The 19108-nt window shown below is 72.8% G+C and carries 12 protein-coding genes and 2 pseudogenes; 7 read left to right on the forward strand and 7 right to left on the reverse strand.

Annotated features, from left to right (window positions below; all coding sequences use genetic code 11):
• Window positions 1-393: 393 nt before the first annotated feature.
• From Phou_RS08320 to Phou_RS08330, 4 genes are all read right to left on the reverse strand, one after another.
• Window positions 394-1761: a tetratricopeptide repeat protein gene (locus Phou_RS08320; RefSeq protein WP_173055023.1), complete on the reverse strand. Its 1368-nt coding sequence runs from the start codon at window positions 1759-1761 to the stop codon at window positions 394-396.
• Window positions 1762-1838: 77 nt separating this feature from the next.
• Complete coding sequence (locus Phou_RS08325; RefSeq protein WP_246273740.1) at window positions 1839-3017, reverse strand: AfsR/SARP family transcriptional regulator; 1179 nt, start codon at window positions 3015-3017, stop codon at window positions 1839-1841.
• Window positions 2915-3295, reverse strand: a complete 381-nt coding sequence (locus Phou_RS52360) for an AfsR/SARP family transcriptional regulator (RefSeq protein ID WP_246273829.1) — start codon at window positions 3293-3295, stop codon at window positions 2915-2917. The genes Phou_RS08325 and Phou_RS52360 overlap by 103 nt, the downstream gene beginning before the upstream one ends.
• A gap of 331 nt (window positions 3296-3626) precedes the next feature.
• Window positions 3627-5783, reverse strand: coding sequence for a glycoside hydrolase family 3 protein (locus Phou_RS08330; RefSeq protein WP_173055027.1), 2157 nt, complete (start codon window positions 5781-5783; stop codon window positions 3627-3629).
• A gap of 266 nt (window positions 5784-6049) precedes the next feature.
• Here Phou_RS08330 and Phou_RS08335 point away from each other — a divergent pair, with 266 nt between their 5' ends.
• From Phou_RS08335 to Phou_RS08350, 4 genes are read left to right on the forward strand one after another with little or no spacing between them, the layout of a single operon-like run.
• Window positions 6050-8002: a P-loop NTPase family protein gene (locus Phou_RS08335; protein WP_218579160.1), complete on the forward strand. Its 1953-nt coding sequence runs from the start codon at window positions 6050-6052 to the stop codon at window positions 8000-8002.
• Between the two features lie 49 nt (window positions 8003-8051).
• Window positions 8052-8840 (forward strand): methyltransferase domain-containing protein, encoded by a 789-nt coding sequence (locus Phou_RS08340; protein WP_173055031.1) that lies wholly within the window; start codon window positions 8052-8054, stop codon window positions 8838-8840.
• Window positions 8837-9307 (forward strand): anthrone oxygenase family protein, encoded by a 471-nt coding sequence (locus tag Phou_RS08345; RefSeq protein ID WP_173055033.1) that lies wholly within the window; start codon window positions 8837-8839, stop codon window positions 9305-9307. The genes Phou_RS08340 and Phou_RS08345 overlap by 4 nt, the downstream gene beginning before the upstream one ends.
• A gap of 34 nt (window positions 9308-9341) precedes the next feature.
• Window positions 9342-10289, forward strand: coding sequence for a zinc-binding dehydrogenase (locus tag Phou_RS08350; protein WP_173055035.1), 948 nt, complete (start codon window positions 9342-9344; stop codon window positions 10287-10289).
• 113 nt (window positions 10290-10402) lie between these two features.
• On the opposite strand, the pseudogene dinB reads toward Phou_RS08350, so the two are convergent.
• Window positions 10403-11595 (reverse strand): annotated as a pseudogene (gene dinB / locus Phou_RS08355) (DNA polymerase IV).
• A gap of 106 nt (window positions 11596-11701) precedes the next feature.
• Between dinB and Phou_RS08360 the strand changes: the two are divergent.
• A pseudogene (locus tag Phou_RS08360) lies at window positions 11702-13245 on the forward strand (MFS transporter).
• Window positions 13246-13287: 42 nt separating this feature from the next.
• Here Phou_RS08360 and Phou_RS08365 read toward each other — a convergent pair.
• Window positions 13288-13494, reverse strand: a complete 207-nt coding sequence (locus Phou_RS08365) for a heavy-metal-associated domain-containing protein (RefSeq protein WP_173055037.1) — start codon at window positions 13492-13494, stop codon at window positions 13288-13290.
• A 43-nt stretch (window positions 13495-13537) separates the two neighbouring features.
• Window positions 13538-16351 carry a leucine--tRNA ligase gene (leuS, locus tag Phou_RS08370; RefSeq protein WP_173055045.1) on the reverse strand — a complete coding sequence of 938 codons (2814 nt, stop codon included), beginning with the start codon at window positions 16349-16351 and terminating at the stop codon, window positions 13538-13540.
• A 338-nt stretch (window positions 16352-16689) separates the two neighbouring features.
• Between leuS and Phou_RS08375 the strand changes: the two genes are divergently transcribed.
• Both Phou_RS08375 and Phou_RS08380 read left to right on the forward strand, forming a co-directional pair.
• Window positions 16690-17742, forward strand: a complete 1053-nt coding sequence (locus Phou_RS08375; RefSeq protein ID WP_173055047.1) for an AAA family ATPase — start codon at window positions 16690-16692, stop codon at window positions 17740-17742.
• A 2-nt stretch (window positions 17743-17744) separates the two neighbouring features.
• The gene (locus tag Phou_RS08380; RefSeq protein ID WP_173055049.1) at window positions 17745-19073 is read left to right on the forward strand and encodes a DUF58 domain-containing protein; all 1329 of its coding nucleotides are present in this window, start codon (window positions 17745-17747) and stop codon (window positions 19071-19073) included.
• Window positions 19074-19108: the final 35 nt, after the last annotated feature.

Genomic DNA, 19108 nt, shown 5'->3' on the forward strand with positions numbered 1-19108 from the left:
GAGCTAACTGGTCACCACCGACTTGGTTTGTAACCCCTCCTCTGAGGATCGGCATCAGAGTAAGTACCTCAACGAGTAGTTACTATGCCGCTTCAGAAGCTCTGAGGGAAGGGTTTACGGCCACGAATCTGCAACTTGCACAGAGCATCTGCAGAGAGCCCATTGCACAACACCCCCGACCCCGACCAGTGGTGTCACAAGAGGTACACGCGCACCCCTCTTCGAACCACCACCACGAGCAGGATCGACGTCCAGCGGAGATTCACTCTCCACGATCAACGATCGGCGGGACAGGCCTCCCGGTTGGACAAGATCCCAACGATGGACGTTAGGTACGCCCCCGCGCGGCGCTGGCGGGGCGTACCGCTGTTTGGGACGGGGCGCCAACGGACGTCACCGGCCGGCGCGAAGGGACGACATGATCTCCTGCGCCTCCCCGCGCACCCGGGCCGCCGAAGGCGCGTCGCCGTTGGCCTCGTACGCCCCGCCGAGCACGTGCAGGGCGAGGGCCAAGAAGGAGAGCCACCCGCGGGTGCGCCAGATCGCCACCGACTGCTCCAGGTAGGACACCGCCTGCGCGGGGCGCCCGGCCACCAGCTCGATCTCGCCCAGCGCGCCGAGCGCGTCGGCGATGTGGTGGCTCATGTTGAACTCCCGCCCGAGCGCCAGCGACGTCTCCGCCGCCTCGCGCGCCCGCGGGTCGCCCTGGCGCAGGTAGAGGCGGGCCAGCGCCACCATGGTCAGGACCTCGGTGTAGACGTCGTGGTAGCGACGGGAGATGGCCAGGGACTCGTCCAGCATCCGGGCGCTTGTCTCCAGCTCGCCTGCCTCCCGGTAGGCGATGCCGAGAAACTGCAGCACGGCCGTCTCGTACCGCGGGTTGCCCAGCGCACGCGCGGCGGCCAGGGCGGCGTCGAGGTGGCCGATCGCCCGCGCCACGTCGCGCGACTCGGCCAGCGCCACGGCGAGCGCCACGTGCGCGCGGGCCTGCCCGCCGAGGTGGTCGGTCTCCTCGGCGAGCCGCAGGGCCCGCTCGCCGTACTCCAGCGCCTCCGCCTGGGCGCCCCGCGCGGTGAGCGCCCACGAGCACATCACCGCGGCGTCCGACATGCCGCGCCGCTCCCCCAGCTCGGCGAACATGTCCAGCAGCCGGAACGCGTCCGCGTGGAAGCGGGTCGTCGCGTCGCCCACGTCGGGTGTGGAGTTCCACGTCACCACGTCGATGAGGCCGCGCAGCATGACGGCCTCGCCGAGCAGGTTGCCGGAGCGGCGGCAGGCCTCGATCACCAGGCGGTTGATGGCGCTCCAGTCGCCGTACATGCCGCGGATGTCGAAGTACTTCTCCAGGCAGCCGGCGAGGTCGAAGGCCAGCTCGTCGAGGTCGAGCGCGCACGCCTGCCGTACCACCGAGAGCAGCGCGGAGCGCTCGGCGTCGAACCAGGCCAGCGGCTCCACGTCGTCCGGCGGCAGCTCCACGGCGGGGCGCGGGGCGGAGCCGCTGATCGCGGCGTAGCAGGGGCCGGGCACGCGGGCGGCCATCCGCTCGGCGATGGCCAGCCACCCGCCGAAGCCGCTGCCGAGCACCTCGATGCGGTCGCCGGGCGGGTCCTCGACGTCGGCGCGCTCGCGCGCGTAGAGGCGGACGAGGTCGTGGAAGCGGTACCGGAGCTGGCCGGCGGCGTCCACGCCGGACACCGCGACGAGCTGGGCGTCCACGAGAGACTCCAGGAGCCCGGCCGCGTCGGCCGCCTCCTCCAGCACGGCACCGGCGAGCCAGGCCGCGAAGTCGGGGGTGTCGAAGCGGCCGAGCCGGCGGAAGAGGCGCTTCGCCTCCTCCTTCAGCCCTCGTAGCTGAGCGCCAGCGAGGCGCGCACCTCCAGGTCGCCGGTGGCCAGCCGGTCCAGCCGGCGCCGCTCGTCGCGGAGCATCCGGGACAGGTGCGCCAGCCGCCACGTGGGGCGGGCGGTGAGCCGGGCGCCGGCCACCCGGACGGCGAGGGGCAGCCCGCCGCACAGCCGCACGATCGCGGCCGCCTCGTCGGGCTCGGCGGCGACCCGGGCGTCGCCGGCGACCCGGCCGAGCAGCTTGATCGCCTCGGCGCGGGCGAAGACGTCTAAATCGATCCAGCGAGCGCCCTCGACCCCGGTGAGGCGGGCGCGGCTGGTGAGCAGCACGGCACAGCTCGCCGCGCCGGGCAGCAGGGGGCGCACCTGCTCCTCGGAGGCGGCGTTGTCGAGGACCACCAGCACGCGCCGGCCGGCGAGGCGGGTGCGGTACAGCTCGGCCCGCTCGACCGGGTCGTTCGGGATCGCGCGGGCGTCGACGCCGAGCGCGCGCAAAAACCGCGCCAGCACGTCCGACGGGTCGAGGGCGACCGCCTCGGCGCCGCGCAGGTTGGCGTAGAGCTGGCCGTCCGGGTACGCGGAGGAGGCGAGGTGCGCCACGTGTACCGCGAGCGTGGTCTTGCCCACGCCACCCATCCCGGCGACACCGGCGACGGCGAGCGCGCTCGACGGGCGCCCCGCGGTCAGCAGGTGGTGCAGCTCGCCGGCCGGCCCGTCCCGGCCGGTGAAGTCGGGGATGTCGGGCGGCAGCAGCGCCGGCGCGGCGGGCGCGTGCTCCCCGGCGGTGGGCATGGCCGCCGCCGGCACCGGGTCGGCGCGAAGGATCATCCGCTCCAGCTCGGCGATCTCCCGCCCCGGGTCGAGACCCTCGTACTCGGCGAGCAGGTTGCGGTACACCCGGTAGCTCTGCAGCGCCTCCACCTGCCGCCCGGTCCGGTACAGCGCGGTCATCTGGCGAACCCGCAGCCGCTCGCGCATCGGATGCGCGTCGACCAGCGGCGCGATCTCGGCGGCGACCACCTCGGCGCGGCCGAGCTCGAGCTCCAGGTCGGCGAGGTCCTCGACGGCGGTCAGCCGCCGCTCCACGAGCCGCGCCCGGGCCGCTTCCACGAACGCGCCGGTGGCGTCCGCGAGCGGCTCGCCGCTCCACAGCCCCAGCGCGCCGCGCAGCAGCCGCGCCGCCTCCTCGGTCCCCCACGCACCGCCGCGTCGCGCGCCAGCCGCACGCCGTCGTCGAAGCGGGAGATGTCGACCTGCTCCGGCTCGACCAGCAGCTCGTACCCGGAGGGGCCGCTGTCGAGCACCTCGGGCGCGCCGAGCTCCGCGAGATGGGCGCGGATCACGGTGACCGCGTTGTGCACCTGGGACCTTGCCGTGGAGGGCGCGGCGCCGCCCCACATCGCCTCGATCACGGCCTCGCGGGAGATCCGGCGGCCGCGGTTGAGGAGCATGAGTGCGAGGAGTCCCCGAGTCTGTGCGCGGGGTATCCGGTGGTGGCGACCATCGATCACCACGGTGACCGGACCAAGCACCGCGAACTGTGTGGGATCTGTGTGTGCCACGTGTATGTGCGTTTGTATCACGGCCCCTGCCAGGCTAGAAAGCGCCCACGGGGTTCCCGCGCGGCTGCCCCTGCCCACCCCGGACACGTACCTCGGGGGAGTGCGAACCAGGGTTGGAGCAAGGAGCGCGACGCGAGCCGGGGGATGCGGGAACCCCGTGACGGCAGGCGAAATCAGGGCGCCCCGGCGGGGCGCCCTGACTATCGGGTTCGGGTGACGGTCAGCGTGGAACGCGGCGCAGGAGCCAGTGCGCCCGGCCCTCGTCACCGCTGGCCAGCGCGTGGTCCGCGTCGGCGATGAGCGTGGCCCAGTCCGGCCGCGCCCGCCCCGCCAGCACCGCTCTCTGCGCGGCGTCGCGGGCCTTGTCCAGAGTGGAGCGCGGGTGGTCGGTGCGCAGGCCCCAGCCGTACGGGAACAGCGGCCGGTAGTCGGCGTCGCCCACGTTGATCGGCACCTGCGCCTCGCTGGCCGGCCAGGTCATCGACAGGCGGCCGGTGAACGGTCGCCGGCCGAAGAGCACGTCCGCGACGCCGGCGCCCTCGCTGCCCGGCAGCCAGGACGCCACCAGCGCGTCGATCTGTGCGACCTGGTCGGTGAGCACCTGCGGGCGGCCGGAGACCACCAGCACCACACACTTGTCGATCGCCGAGCAGACCTTGTCGACGACCGCGCGGTCGCCGGGCTGCAGGCGCAGCGACTTCTCCTCCTGCTGCGGCACCGTGCACCAGCCGCACTCGGGTCCGCCGACGTCGCCGTAGCCCTCGGCGTACGGCGTCTCGCCGACCACCACGACGCCGACGTCCGAGCCGGCCGTCGGTGCCGACGCGTCGGCGCTGAACGTGACCGTGGCCCGGGGCGCCACCTCGCGGATGCCCTCGAGGATCGTGGTGCCCGGGATGTTGTCGCCGGAGTTGCCCTGCCAGCTGATCGTCCAGCCGCCGGCCTGGTTGCCGATGTCGTCGGCGTTGCGGCCGGCCACGTACACCTTGGCGTTCTTGCGGAGCGGCAGCACGCCGTCGGTGTTCTTCAGCAGCACCTGCGACTCGGCTACGGCCTGCCGGGCGATCGCGCGGTGCTTGGCGCTGCCGACGTCGCCGGCGCGGTCGTCGGACGCGTACGGGTTTTCGAAGAGACCGAGCTGGAACTTGACGCGCAGGATGCGACGTACGGCATCGTCGATCCGCGACTTCTTCACGCCGCCGGCGGCCACCTCGGCCAGCAGCAGGTCCTCGAACTGCTTCGCGGTGTTGGGCTCCATGAACATGTCGATGCCGGAGTTGACGCCGAGCCGCACCTTGTACGCGGTCAGCGCGCCGTTGGTCGGGTCGGCCGGGTCCACGATCTGGTGGATGCCCTCCCAGTCGGAGATGACGAAGCCGTCGAACCCGAGCCGGCCCTTGAGCGTGCCGGTGATGAGGTCCCGGTGCGCGTGCATCTTCGTCGGGTTGCCCACGCCGTCCTCGGTCCAGTCGACGCTGGAGAAGGAGGGCATGACGCTGGCCACGTCGTGCTTGCCCAGCGCGACCACGTACGGCGCGAGGTCGACGCTGTTGAAGTGGCCGCGGCTGGTGACGGTCACGCCCTGGTCGATCGGGTACTTCTGCTCGTACCACGGCTTGCCCACGTTGGCGTCGGCCACGGCCTGGTCGTAGCGGGTGTCACCGTCCCCGGCGTAGTGCTTGACGGTGGCGAGCACGCCGTCGCCGAGGCGCCGGCCCTGCATCCCGTCGATCACGGTCTCCAGCGACGCGACCAGCGCCGGGTCCTCGCTGAAGCTCTCGTAGGTGCGGCCCCACCGCTCGTCCCGCGACACGCAGATGCACGGCGCGAAGTTCCACGGGATGCCGGTGGCGAGCACCTCGTCGGCGGTGGCCTTGCCGATCTTCTTGAGGAGGTCGGGGTTGCGGGTCGCGCCGAGGCCGATGTTGTGCGGGAACACGGTGGCGCCGTACACGTTGCCGTGCCCGTGCACCGCGTCGATCCCGTAGATCATCGGGATGCCGAGGCGCGTGCTGAGTGCCTGCTCCTGAAACTCGTTGACCATCTGTACCCACGCCTCGGGCGTGTTCGGCGTGGGCACCGAGCCACCGCCGGACAGCACCGAGCCGAGGTGCCACTCGGCGACGAACGCGGGGTCTTCGGCGACCGCGGCCCGCTCCGCCTGGGTCATCTGGCCGATCTTCTCCTCGAGCGTCATCCGCCGCAGCAGGTCGTCGACGCGCCGCTCGACCGGCTGCCGAGCGTCGAGGTACAGCGCGCCGGCGGGCTTGGTCGCCACCGGCTGGGCGGTCGCGGGCTGCGCCGACACCAGGGACGCGGCCAGCGCGGCCACCCCCAGGAGTGCGGTGCGCGCGCGGGCCCGTGGACGTGTTCGCATATCGTCTCCCCCGCGGCACGGCCGGGTGCCCGGCAGCCCCGGTGGCCCGGGATGTCCGCCGTACCGCTGCGTTCGATCCTCGTAGCGGCGATTTGGCCGCGTCAATGCCAGGTCAACAAGAAAGCTTACGGGCAAGCTCCGGAAAGTTTTCCAAGATCGGAAGGAAGTTGGGTGTGAGGGAATCGGAAGCCGAGTCACCGAGCGCCGGGACCTCGTCCGGGAGAACGCTCGCTGACCGGCTCCGAGGCGCGCGACGGAAGGGCTTCGTGGGGCGGCTGCAGGAGCAGGAGGAGTTCCGGAAAGCGCTCCACGAGCGGCCGCCGTCCAGCACCGTCCTCTTCGTACACGGTCCTGGCGGTGTGGGAAAGACCGCATTGCTCGCCGTCTTTGCCGAACTGGCGGCCGAGGCGGGCCGTCCCGTCGTGCGGGTCGACGGCCGGACCGTCCGAGCGGTGTCACACGGCATTTCCGGCGCGGTCGGAAATGCCTCCCCCGGGCTTGTGCTGCTGCTCGACACGTACGAGCTTCTCGAACCGGTCGACGAGTGGCTCCGCGAGACGTACCTGCCCGCGCTGCCCGCCGACGCGCTCGTTGTGGTCGCCGGCCGCAACCCGCCCTCGCCCGGCTGGGTGGCCGACCCGGGGTGGCGTTCGCTGCTGCGGGTGCTGCCGCTGCGCAACCTGCCGCCGGCGGAGAGCCGCGAGTTCCTGGCCGCGCGCGGCGTGCCGGACGACCGGCAGGAGGCGGCGGTCGCGTTCACCCATGGGCACCCGCTCGCGCTGGCGCTGGTCGCCGGCGCGGGTCCGGCGCCGTTCCGGCCCGGGCAGGAGCCCGACCTGGTGCGCGTGCTGCTGTCCCGCTTCGTCGACCAGGTGCCCGGCCCGCGCCACCGGGCCGCGCTGGAGGCCGCCGCCCACCTGCGCGTGACGACCGAGGAGCTGCTGGCCGACACGCTCGGCGGCGACGACGTGCCGGCGCTGTTCGACTGGCTGCGCGGGCTGCCGTTCGTGGAGCAGGGGCCGCACGGCCTGTACCCGCACGACCTCGCGCGCCAGGTGCTCGACGCCGACCTGCGCTGGCGCAGCCCGGACGGGTACCGCCGGCTGCACCGGGCCAGCCGCGCCGCGCTCATCCGCCGGGTCCAGCGCACGCAGGGCGCCGCGCAGCGGGAGGCGATCTACGACGTGCTCTTTCTGCATCGGTCCAGCCCGGTGCTCGGCGCGCACTACCGCTGGGAGTCGCTCGGGCAGGCCACCGCCGGGCCGGTCACGGCCCGCGAGCGGGACCCGATCTTCGCGCTGGTCGAGCGGCACGAGGGCGCCGACTCCGCACGCATCGCCAGGCATTGGTACGGGCGCCAGCCGGCCGCCTTCTCGGCCTACCACGACGAGGACGGCGCGTTCTTCGGCTTCGACGCGACGCTGGACCTGCACGAGGCGGGCGAGGAGGATCTCGCGGCCGACCCCGCGGCGCGCGCCGCCGTCGACGTGGCCCGCCGGTACGGCCCCACCCGCGCCGGCGAGGAGATGATCTACCACCGCTTCTTCCTCGGGCGGGACACGTACCAGGACATCTCCTCCGCCACGAACCTCTTCGCCACCGCCTGCTGCCGCCACTGGGTGACGCGGCCGCGACTGGCGTGGAGCTTCCTCGCGGTGGCCGACCCGGACGCGTACCACGCGCTCTTCACCCACATGAACCTCCGGCTCCAGCCCGAGGCCGCGTTCACGGTCGGCGGCCGGCGGTACGGCGTCTACACGCACGACTGGCGGGCCGAGCCGCTGCTGCGCTGGTACGAGGTGATGGCCGACCGCGAGCTGGGCGAGGCGGCCCCGGACGCCGGCGGCTCCACTGTGGATACTCCCGCGCTGGTGGTGCTGTCGCAGCCGGAGTTCCGGGCCGCCGTGCGGCGGGCACTGCGCGACTACACCCGCGGCGACGCGCTGGCCGCCAACCCGCTGTCCCGCTCCCGCGTGGTGGTCGAGCGCTCCGGCGACCTGCGCACCGTGCTGCGGGAGGCGGCCGAGTCGCTGCGCGGCAGCCCGCGGGACGAGAAGCTGTACCGCGCGGTGCACCGCACGTACCTGGAGCCGGCTGCCACGCAAGAGCTCGCGGCCGAGCGGCTGGAGCTGCCCTTCAGCACGTACCGCGCGCACCTGACGGCCGGCATCGAGCGGATCGCGGAGTGGCTCTGGCACCGCGAGATGTCCGGGAGCTAGCAGTTTTCGGTCTGGAGAACGAGCAGTTCGCGCCCGTACGTTCCCGGGCATGCGTTCGTACCCGGAGATGGAGCTGGACCGGCTGCTGAGCCGCGGCCGCTTCGTGGGTGACCTGACCGAGCACGTCCTTGGCCTCGCCGGGCTGCAGCCCGGCATGCGGGTGCTCGACGTCGGCTGCGGTACCGGCGACGTCGCGTTCGTCGCGGCCCGGCTGGTGGGTCCGGACGGCGCCGTGATCGGGGTGGACCGCGACCCGGCGGCCATCGCCCGCGCGCGGGCGCGGACCTCGCTGGGCAACGTGCGCTTCCTGGCCGCCGACGCCGCGCGCCTCGACCTGGACGTGCCGATCGACGCGGTGGTCGGCCGGCAGATCCTGCTGCACCTGGCCGAGCCGGCGGCTGTCCTGCGACACCTGCGCGGGCTGCTCGCGCCGGGCGGGCTGGTCGCCTTCCAGGAGCCGGACTGGGCCGGTGCCGGCGCGCACCCGCACTGCCCGCTCGTGGAGGTCACGCTCGGACGCATCCGGGAGACGCTGCGGCGCACCGGCGCGGACCCGCGGGCCGGCGTGCGGCTGCGCCAGATCCTCGCCGACGCCGGCGTGGCGCACCCGAGGGCGATCCTCGGCGCGCGGGTCGAGGGCGGGCCGGACTCGCTCGTGTACGCGGAGCTTGTCGCCACCACCCGCGACCTGCTCGGCGACATGGAACGCACCGGCGTGGCGGCACCCGGCGAGGTGTCCGTCGAAACCCTCGCGGCTCGGCTGCGCGAGGAAGTCGTATCCACCGGGGCCACGGTGACGTCGGCCCACTTCATCGGCGCTTGGGGTAGCTCGGAATGAGAACGATCTCGCTGGTACTCAGCCTCCTGACCACCGGCCTCGCGGCCGGCCTCTTCTACACGTACTCGATGTCGGTCATGCCGGGCCTCGCCCGGGTCGGCGACCGCACGTTCGTCGAGGCGATGAGCAGCATCAACAAGGCCATCCTGAATGGCTGGTTCGCGATCGCCTTCGGCGGCGCGCTGCTCTTCACGGCCGTGGCCGCGCTCCTGCACCTGGGCGCCGGCCACCGCGCGGCCCTGCCGTGGATCGTCGCGGCGCTGGTGCTGTACGTGGCTCAGCTGGCCGTCACGTTCACGGTCAACGTCCCGCTCAACAACGACCTCGTCGCGGTCAACCTGGACACCGGCGACCTGGCCGCCGCCCGCGAGCGCTTCGAGGCGGCGTGGGTCCGCTGGAACGTGGTGCGCACGCTGCTGGTCACCGGCGCGTTCGGCGCGATGATCGGCGCTGCGCTGAAGGCTTGACCTCAGGCCCGCTTGAGGTTGCAGGCTTGTCGGTGTGAGAGTCGTGTGGCTGACGAAGTTTGGTGACCCTTCGGTGCTCGTGGCGGGCGACGCCCCGGATCCCGTGCCGGACCCGGGGCAGGTCGTGATCGACGTGGCGTTCGCGAACATCACGTTCATCGAGACCCAGTTCCGCGCGACGGGGGCCGGCCCGTTCAAGGCCGAGCCGCCGCTCATCCCCGGCAACGGCGTCGGCGGGGTGATATCGGCGGTCGGGCCGGACACGGACACCGGCCTGGTGGGGCGCCGGGTGGTGACGAGCCTCAACGGCACCGGCGGGTACGCGTCCCGGGTGGTGGTCGACGCCACGGCACCGTTCGAGGTGCCGGACGGGCTGGCGCTGGACGACGCGGTGGCGCTGCTGGCCGACGGGCGTACGGCCACGATGCTCATCCGCGCGGCCGCCCTCTCCCCCGGCGAGCGGGTGCTGGTCGAGGCGGCCGCCGGCGGCGTCGGCAGCCTGGCGATCCAGCTCGCGAAGGCGGCCGGCGCCCGCGTCGTCGCCGCGGCCGGTGGCGAGCGCAAGCTGGCCTTGGCCCGCGAGCTGGGCGCGGACGCCGCGGTGGACTACCGGCAGCCGGGCTGGGCCGCGGAGGCCGGCGCGCTCGACGTCGTGCTGGACGGGGTCGGCGGCTCGGTCGCGCGTGAGGCGTTCGAGCTGCTGGTGCCGGGCGGGCGGATGCTGAGCTACGGCCTGGCCAGCGGCGAGTGGGCCACGATCGCGCCAGAGGAGGCGGCGTCACGCGGCGTGGAGCTGATCCGCCCGCGTCCAACCCCGCAAGAGCTTCGGTCGTACGTGGAGAGCGCCCTCGCCACGGCGGCGGCGGGCCTGCTGCGCCCGGTGATCGGCCAGCGCTTTCCGCTCGACCGCGCGGCGGACGCCCACGCCGCGATCGAGTCCCGCGCCACGGTCGGCAAGACCCTCCTCGAGGTCAAGCCCTGACGCGGCTTGAAGCCCGCCCACCGCGGAGGGTGAGGCCGCGGGAGCAACGGTCCGGACCACGGCGGGCGTCGCGGTAGCTCACATCTGGGAAAAGCAACTCCGGCGGGTGAGCCTCAGTCCGGGAGCATGGGCATCGTCAGGCCGGGGTCGCGGCCGAGCAGCACCGCGCGGGTCAACGCGGACGTGCCGAACCTGTCGCGGACGGCGTCGACCGCCTCGTCGAGGTCGGCGCCGCTGTCCGGGTTGAACGGAAGCATCAGCTGGACAGCCTTGCTGTCGTCGAGGTTGCCGACCGCGACGCCGACCAGCGTCACCCCGCGCTCGTCGATCATGGGCATGGCGGTGGCGAGCAGGCCGCGGAGGGCTTCGAGGATCGTCCTCGTGTTGGCGGTGGCGCGCGGCAGGGTGTGCGAGCGGGCCGCGCGGGTGAAGTCGTCGAAGCGCAGGCGCAGCATCACCGTGCGACCCACCCGGTTGGCCGCGCGCATGCGCCGTGCCACGCGGTCGACGAGCCCGCACAGCACCGCGTCCAGCTCGGGCGGCGTGCGCGGCCGGCGGCCGAGCGCGCGCTGGGCTCCGATCGAGCCCCGCCGGCGTCCGGTCTGGACGCGGCGCGGGTCGTGGTTGTGCGCGAGCGCGTGCAGGTGGCGCCCGGCCGCCACGCCCAGCATCGAGACCAGCGCCGCCTCGCCGATCCGCGCGACCGCGCCGACCGTGCGCAGGCCGCGGTCGCGCAGCTTGGTCGCCGTCACCGGGCCGACGCCCCACAGCCGCTCGACCGGCAGCGGGTGGAGGAACGCCAGCTCACCGCCGACCGGCACGACCAGCAGCCCGTCCGGCTTGGCCACGCCGCTGGCCACCTTGGCCAGGAACTTGGTCTTTGCCACTCCGACGGTGATCGGCAGGCCGACCCGGCGCCGCACCTCGGACCGCAGGCGGGCGGCGATGTCGGCGGGCGTGCCGGAGATCTTGCGGAGGCCACCCACGTCGAGGAACGCCTCGTCGATCGAGATCCCCTCGACGAGCGGGGTGGTGTCGCGGAAGACCTGGAAGACGGCCTTGCTCGCCGCGCTGTACGCCGACATCCGCGGCTCGACCACGACGGCGTCCGGGCACAGCCGGCGGGCCTGGCGGCCCCCATGGCGGTGCGCACGCCGCGCGCCTTCGCCTCGTAGCTGCACGCCAGGACCACGCCGCCGCCGACGATGACCGGCCGGCCGCGCAGTCGCGGATTGTCCCGCTGCTCGACGGACGCGTAGAAGGCGTCGAGGTCGGCGTGCAGGATGCTGGCTCCCACGTGGATCATGTTCGCACACATGTTCTAATCCGGGAAGCGTGTCGAGACCGGCGGGGCGGCAACGACCACGTGTCGAGAGGCGCCACGAAGGCGCCGCGACCCCGAAGGATCTCCGATGAACGAGACGACGCCCCCGAAGGCCGGCGCCCGGGAGTGGATCGGCCTGGCGGTGCTCGCGCTCCCGAGCCTGCTCGTCGCGATCGACCTCTTCGTGCTGCTGCTCGCGCTCCCCACCTCAGCGCTGACCTCGCGCCGACGAACAACGAGCAGCTGTGGATCCTCGACGTGTACGGCTTCCTGCTGGCCGGCTTCATGATCACGATGGGAACGCTGGGCGACCGCATCGGAAAGCGGCGGCTGATGCTGATCGGCGCGGTCGGGTTCGTGGCCGCGTCGGTGCTCGCCGCCTACTCGACAAGCCCCGAGATGCTCATCGTGGCCCGCGCGCTGCTCGGCATCGCGGGTGCCTCGCTGGGTCCGACGATGCTCGGGCTGATCGGCAGCATGTTCCGCGACCCGCGCCAGCGCACCACCGCGATCGGCACGTGGGTCGTCTGCATGATGGGCGGCATCGCGCTCGGGCCGCTGGTCGGCGGCGTGATGCTGGAGCACTTCTGGTGGGGCTCGGTCTTCCTGCTCGGCGTCCCCGCGATGGTGCTGCTGCTGATCCTCGGACCGATCCTGCTCCCGGAGCACCGCAACCCGAACGCCGGACGCCTCGACCTCGCCAGCGTCGCCCTCTCGCTGGCCGCGATCCTGCCCGCCATCTACGGCCTCAAGGAGCTGGCCCGCAACGGCTGGGAGCTGGAGGCGGTCGCCGCGCTCGCGTTCGGCGTGACGATGGGCGTGCTCTTCGTGCGCCGGCAGCGGCGGCTGGCGGACCCGCTCCTGGACCTGCGGCTGTTCGCCAACCGCGCGTTCGCCACGGCGCTGTCCTGCATGCTGATCAACACGATGCTGCCGGGTGCCACGATGGTGCTGCTCACCCAGTTTCTGCAGCTCGTCGAGGGGCTCACGCCACTGGGCGCCGGCCTCGCGCTGGTACCGGCCGCGTTCGCCGGCATCGTGAGCGTGCAGCTGGCACCGCTCGCCGCGCGGCGGGTGCGCCCGGCACACCTGATCTCGGCCGGGATGGTGGTCGCCGCCACCGGGCTCTTCGTGATCACGCAGTCGGACACCGCGGTCGGGCTGGTCGCCGGGTTCTCGCTGATCAACCTCGGTGCCGGGCCGCTGATCACACTCGGTACCAACATCGTGGTCGGAGCCGCGCCGCCCGAGAAGGCCGGCTCGGCGGCGTCGGTCTCCCAGGTGAGCAACGAGTTCGGCTTCGCGCTGGGTATCGCGACGATGGGCAGCCTCGCCGCCGCCGTGTACCGCGCGGACGTGGCCGGCACACTGCCGCCGGGCGCACCCGCCGCGGCCCGGGACACGCTCGCCGGTGCGGCCGCCGCGGTGCCCCAGCTGCCGGCGCCACTCGGCGAGGCGGTGCTGGCGTCTGCACGCGCCGGGTTTACCAGTGGGCTGCACACGGTGGCCGCGGTCAGCGCGGTGCTGGTGCTGGGCGTCGCCGTGGTGTCGCTGGTGCTGCTGCGACAGGTGCCGCCGGTCGGCGCGGCGACCACGGCTCCGGCCGAGCCGGAGGCCGTGCCCGCGGCGTAAGCCAGTCCTGGTCCGCCCGCTGCGCGGGCGGACCAGGAAGGACTAGCCGACCAGCTCGTAGCCCGCCTCGTCGACCGCGGCGCGCACGGCGGCGTCGTCGACGGGGCGGTCGCTGGTCACGGTGACCGCGCCGCTGGCGAGGTCGACCGACACGTCGGTGACGCCGGGGATCTGCCCGACCTCGGCGCTCACCGAGCCGACGCAGTGGGCACAGGTCATACCGCTGACGGCAAAGGTCTTCGTCTCCATGCCGTCACGATACCCCGTACCCCCTGGGGGTATCAAGCGAGACCTAGACCACGATGCTCACCATGCGGCCGGGCACCACGATCACCTTGCGCGGGTCGCGGCCGCCCAGGTGATCACCGACCGCGGCCAGCGCCGCCTCGCGCACCGACTCCTCCTCGGCGCTCGCGGAGATCTCGACCCGCCCGCGGACCTTGCCGTTGACCTGCACCGGGTACGTGACCGAGTCCGCCACCAGCAGCGCCGGGTCGGCGACCGGAAACTCGACGTACGCCAGGGAGCCCGAGTGGCCCAGCTTCTGCCACAGCTCCTCGGCGATGTGCGGGGCGAACGGCGACAGCATCAGCACCAGCGGCTCGGCCACCTCGCGCGGCGTGGCCGGCAGCGGCGTGACCGCGTTGGTCAGCTCGATCAGCTTGGCGATCGCGGTGTTGAAGCGCAGCTCGTCCATGTCGTTGCGCACGCCGTCGATCACCTTGTGCAGCACCCGCCGCGTCTTGTCGTCGGCCGGCTCGTCGACGACCCGGGTCGCGCCGGAGCTCTCGTCGACCACCAGCCGCCACACCCGCTGCAGGAAGCGCTGCGAGCCGACCACCGCCCGCGTCTCCCACGGGCGGGAGACGTCCAGCGGGCCCATCGCCATCTCGTACACCCGGAACGTGTCGGCTCCGTACGCCTCGCACATCTCGTCCGGAGTCACGACGTTCTTCAGCGACTTGCCCATCTTGCCGTACTCGCGGAAGACCTCCAGGCCCTCGTAGAAGTACTTGCCGTCGCGCTCCTCGACCTCTTCGGCCGGCACGGCGACACCCCGTGCGTCGCGGTACGCGTACGCCTGGATGTAGCCCTGGTTGAACAGCCGGCGGAACGGCTCGAACGACGAGACGTGGCCCAGGTCGAACAGCACCTTGTGCCAGAAGCGGGCGTACAGCAGGTGCAGCACCGCGTGCTCCATCCCGCCGATGTACAGGTCGACGCCGCCGCAGTCGCCGGGGAACTGCGGGCCCAGCCAGTACCGCTCGATCTCCGGGTCGACCAGCGCCTTGTCGTTGCGCGGGTCCAGGTAGCGCAGCTCGTACCAGCAGGAGCCGGCCCACTGGGGCATCGTGTTGGTCTCCCGCGTGTACCGCTTCGGGCCGTCACCCAGGTCCAGCTCGACCTCGACCCACTCCTGCGCGCGGGACAGCGGCGTCTCCGGGGTGGAGGCGGCGTCGTCAGGGTCGAAGGTGCGCGGCGAGAAGTTGTCCACTTCGGGCAGCTCGACCGGCAGCATCGCGTCGGGCAGCGCGACCGGCAGGCCGGTCTCGTCGTACACGATCGGGAACGGCTCACCCCAGTAGCGCTGGCGGCTGAACAGCCAGTCGCGCAGCCGGTACGTCACCGCGCCTGCGCCGACCTGGTGCGTCTCCAGCCACTCGATGATCCGCGCCTTGGCGTCCGCGATGCCCAGCCCGTCCAGGAAGGCACTGTTTATCGCGGGACCTTCCCCGGTGTACGCCTTGCCGTCGAAGTCGGCCGGCGGCTGGACGGTGCGGACGATCGGCAGCTCGAAGACCTCGGCGAACTCCCAGTCGCGCTCGTCCTGCCCCGGCACCGCCATGATGGCGCCCGTCCCGTAGCCGGCCAGCACGTAGTCGGCGATGAAGACCGGGATGCGCTCCTCGTTGACCGGGTTCGTCGCGTACGCCCCGACGAAGACGCCGGTCTTCTCCTTGCTCTCCGCGGTCCGCTCGGCCTCGGTCTTCGCGGCGGCGGCGCGGCGGTACTCCGCCACGGCCTCGGCCGGCGTCGCGTGCCCGCCGGTCCAGACCTCGTGCGTGCCAGCGGGCCACTGCTCCGGGACCAGCTGGTCGACCAGCTCGTGCTCGGGCGCCAGCACCATGTAGGTCGCGCCGAACACGGTGTCCGGCCGCGTCGTGAAGACCCGGATCGGCGCCACATCCGTCGGGAACGCGATGTGCGCGCCGGTCGAGCGGCCGATCCAGTTGCGCTGCATCAGCTTGACCGGCTCGGGCCAGTCCAATGTGTCCAGGTCCTCGACCAGGCGGTCGCCGTACGCGGTGATCCGCATCATCCACTGCTTCAGGCTGCGCTGGAAGACCGGGTAGTTGCCGCGCTCGCTGCGCCCGTCCGGCGTGACCTCCTCGTTGGCCAGCACGGTGCCCAGGCCGGGGCACCAGTTGACCGGCGCCTCCGACACGTACGCCAGGCGGTGGTCGTCGACGATCCGGCGGCGCTCGACCGCGGACAGCTCACTCCACGGGCGGCCGTCCGGCGTGACGCGCTCGCCGGCCTCGTACGCCGAGATCAGCTCCTCGATCGGGCGGGCCTTGCGCTGGTCGGCGTCGTACCACGAGTTGAAGATCTGCAGGAAGATCCACTGCGTCCACCGGTAGTACTCGACGTCGGTCGTCGCCACCCACCGCCGGCTGTCGTAGCCCAGGCCCAGGCGGCGCAGCTGGCCGCGGTACCGCTCGACGTTGGCCTCGGTGGTGATCCGCGGGTGGGTGCCGGTCTGCACCGCGTACTGCTCGGCGGGCAGGCCGAACGCGTCGAACCCCATCGGGTGCAGCACGTTGTACCCGGCCATCCGCTTGTACCGTGTGTACGAGTCGGTACCTATATATCCCAGCGGGTGGCCGACGTGCAGGCCGGCGCCGGACGGGTACGGGAACATGTCCTGCACGTGCAGCTTCGGGGCGCCGGCGCGGGGGTGCCCGGGGTCGGCCAGGTCGCCGGTCGGGTTGGGCGCGTCGAAGGTGCCGTGCGCCTCCCAGAAGTCCTGCCAGCGCACCTCTATCTCACCGGCCAGCGCCGCCGTGTATCGGAAGGGCGGAATGTCCGCGGCCTCTTCGCTCATTTTTCTACCTCCAGGGCCATTCTCGTCAGGGCGGCGGCACAGCCCGCGATCGGGGCGCAGCTGGGCCTGCCAGGGGACATAAAAATGCCCCTCACACAGGAGGGGCTGCCGCGCTGTCGACGGGGGCGTCGAGGGCGCGGCTAGGTAAGAAGCAGGTAGGCCCTGGCCATGACGGCAGTGTACTACGCGGCCGTCATGACCGACTCGGCGAATTCCACCGACAGGGCTAGCCTGTGCACATGCGGGTGGTCCGTCACATCCCGGCCAGCATTCCCGCGAACCATCCGGGGACCCTTGCGTATCTATAAGGGAAGCCGTGGTAAACGAGGAGGAGGCCCGTGACACAACCATCCTGGGACCAGGTTGGCAGCCCTCTGTCCGGCGCGGAGTTCCGCGCGGCCAGCGACGCCATCGTGGCCAACATCGAGCAGGTCATCGAGGGCAAGACCGCTACGGTGCGCCTCGCATTGGCAGTCCTCCTGGCCGAGGGCCACCTCCTGATCGAGGATGTCCCCGGTGTCGGCAAGACGAAGCTCGCCAAGGCGATGGCCCGGTCGATCGACTGTTCCGTGCGGCGGATCCAGTTCACCCCCGACCTGCTGCCCAGCGACGTGACCGGCGTGAGCGTCTACAACCAGGAGACCCACGACTTCGAGTTCAAGCCGGGCGCCGTCTTCGCCAACCTCGTGGTGGGCGACGAAATCAACCGGGCCTCGCCGAAGACACAGTCCGCGCTCCTGGAGAGCATGGAGGAGCGGCAGGTCACCGTCGACGGCACGACGTACGAGCTGCAGACGCCGTTCATGGTGATCGCGACGCAGAACCCGATCGAGATGGAAGGCACCTACCCCCTTCCCGAGGCGCAGCGCGACCGGTTCACCGCCCGGATCGCGATGGGCTACCCCGACCCGGGCGCCGAGCTCGCGATGCTCGACGTGCACGGCACCCGCGACCCGATCGTCGCGCTCAAGCCGGTCTCGGACGCCGCCACCGTGCGCCGTCTCATCGCGACCGTGCGTGAGGTGCACGTGGCCGACGCCGTCAAGCAGTACGCGGTCAACCTCGTGACCGCGACCCGCGAGGCGCCCGACCTGCGGCTGGGCGCATCCCCCCGGTCCACCCTCCAGCTGCTGCGCACCGCCCGCGCGGTCGCCGCGCTCGAAGGGCGCGACTACGTGCTCCCCGACGACCTGCAGACGCTTGCCGTGCCGGTGATGGCGCACCGCATCATCCCCACCGCGGACGCGCAGCTGGCCCGCCGCACGACCGACGCGATCATCGCGGACATCGTGCACCGCCTCCCGCTCCCCCACGAGCGCCAGCGCTCGCCGTACGACACGCGGCCGCCGGCGGGTGACGGGCGCGCCCAGTACGACCCCCGGAGGGGCTGACAGTGCGCGAAGCGCTGCGCGGGCTGACCACGCGCGGCCGTTCGTTCCTCGCGGCGGCCGCGGCGGCGGCCGTGTCCGCGGTCATCCTGGGCGAAAAGGACCTGCTGCGGGTCGCGATCCTGCTGGCGATCCTGCCGCTGCTGGCCGCGGCGTACGTGGGACGCAGCCGGTACCGGCTCGCCTGCAGCCGCTCGCTGGAGCCGCACCGCGCGCCGGTCGGTGCCAGCGCCCGCGTGGTGCTGCGCCTGCAGAACATGTCCCGCCTGCCCACCGGCACGCTGCTGCTGGAAGACCGCCTGCCGTACGCGCTGGGCAGCCGGCCACGGGTCGTCCTCGAGCGGCTCGGCGCCCGCCAGGCCAGCTCGGTGGCGTACACGGTGCGGGCGGACGTGCGCGGCAAGTACGAGGTCGGCCCGCTCGTGGTGCGGCTGACGGACCCGTTCGGGCTGTGCGAGCTGACCCGCTCGTTCCCGAGCGTCGACCGGCTCACCGTGATCCCGCAGGTGCATCCGCTGCCCAACGTCCGCCTCGCCGGTGAGTACGCGGGGGCGGGCGACAGCCGGGCCCGCTCGGTGGCCGTGCACGGCGAGGACGACGCGGCGACCCGGGAGTACCGGCGCGGCGACGACCTGCGGCGCGTGCACTGGAAGTCGACCGCCCGGACCGGCGAGCTCATGGTGCGCCGCGAGGAGCAGCCCTGGGAGAGCCGGGCCACGGTCGTGCTCGACACCCGGCAGTTCGCGCACCGCGGCGAAGGCCCGACGGCCAGCTTCGAGTGGGCGGTGTCGGCGGCGGCCAGCATCGCGGTGCACCTGCGGCAGGCGGGGTACAAGCTGCGCCTGGTCACCGACACGGGCATCGACGCCGAGGCGGCCGAGGGTGGCGAGGGCATCCTGCTCGACCACCTCGCCGACGTGCGGCTGGACAAGCGCGGCGACGTCGGCCAGCTCGTCGAGGCGGTGCGCAAGCGCTCCGACGGCGGCCTGGTGATCGCGCTGCTCGGAGCGCTGACCAGCGCCGAGTCCGAGCTGCTGGCCGGGCTGCGGGGCAACAACGCGACCTGCGTGGCGTTCCTCATCGACTCGTCGACCTGGCTCAACCTCCCGCCGGAGAGCCGGATCGAGGCGGGCCGGGCGCACGGCGCGGCCGCACTCGGCCTGATGCGCAGCGGCTGGCGTGTGGTGGGCGTGTCCCACGGCGCCAAGCTGCCCGCGCTCTGGCCGCAGGCCGCCCGCGGGTCGCAGGGCTTCGCGTGGCGGGCGACGATGGCCGAGACGGTGGGCATCGGCCCGGCCGAGGGCCGGCGAGGGCCGGTCCGGGGAACGCAGTGACGAGGCAGCTGGCAGATATCGGGCTTTCGGGCCCG

Source organism: Phytohabitans houttuyneae (assembly GCF_011764425.1).
Lineage (GTDB): Bacteria > Actinomycetota > Actinomycetes > Mycobacteriales > Micromonosporaceae > Phytohabitans > Phytohabitans houttuyneae.

Excerpts from the sequence above, each read along its gene's own strand:
- Phou_RS52360 (WP_246273829.1), bottom strand. The coding sequence starts at position 3,295 with ATGCTCCTCAACCGCGGCCGCCGGATCTCCCGCGAGGCCGTGATCGAG.
- Phou_RS08330 (WP_173055027.1), bottom strand. The coding sequence starts at position 5,783 with ATGCGAACACGTCCACGGGCCCGCGCGCGCACCGCACTCCTGGGGGTG.
- Phou_RS08340 (WP_173055031.1), top strand. The coding sequence starts at position 8,052 with ATGCGTTCGTACCCGGAGATGGAGCTGGACCGGCTGCTGAGCCGCGGC.
- Phou_RS08345 (WP_173055033.1), top strand. The coding sequence starts at position 8,837 with ATGAGAACGATCTCGCTGGTACTCAGCCTCCTGACCACCGGCCTCGCG.
- Phou_RS08365 (WP_173055037.1), bottom strand. The coding sequence starts at position 13,494 with ATGGAGACGAAGACCTTTGCCGTCAGCGGTATGACCTGTGCCCACTGC.
- leuS (WP_173055045.1), bottom strand. The coding sequence starts at position 16,351 with ATGAGCGAAGAGGCCGCGGACATTCCGCCCTTCCGATACACGGCGGCG.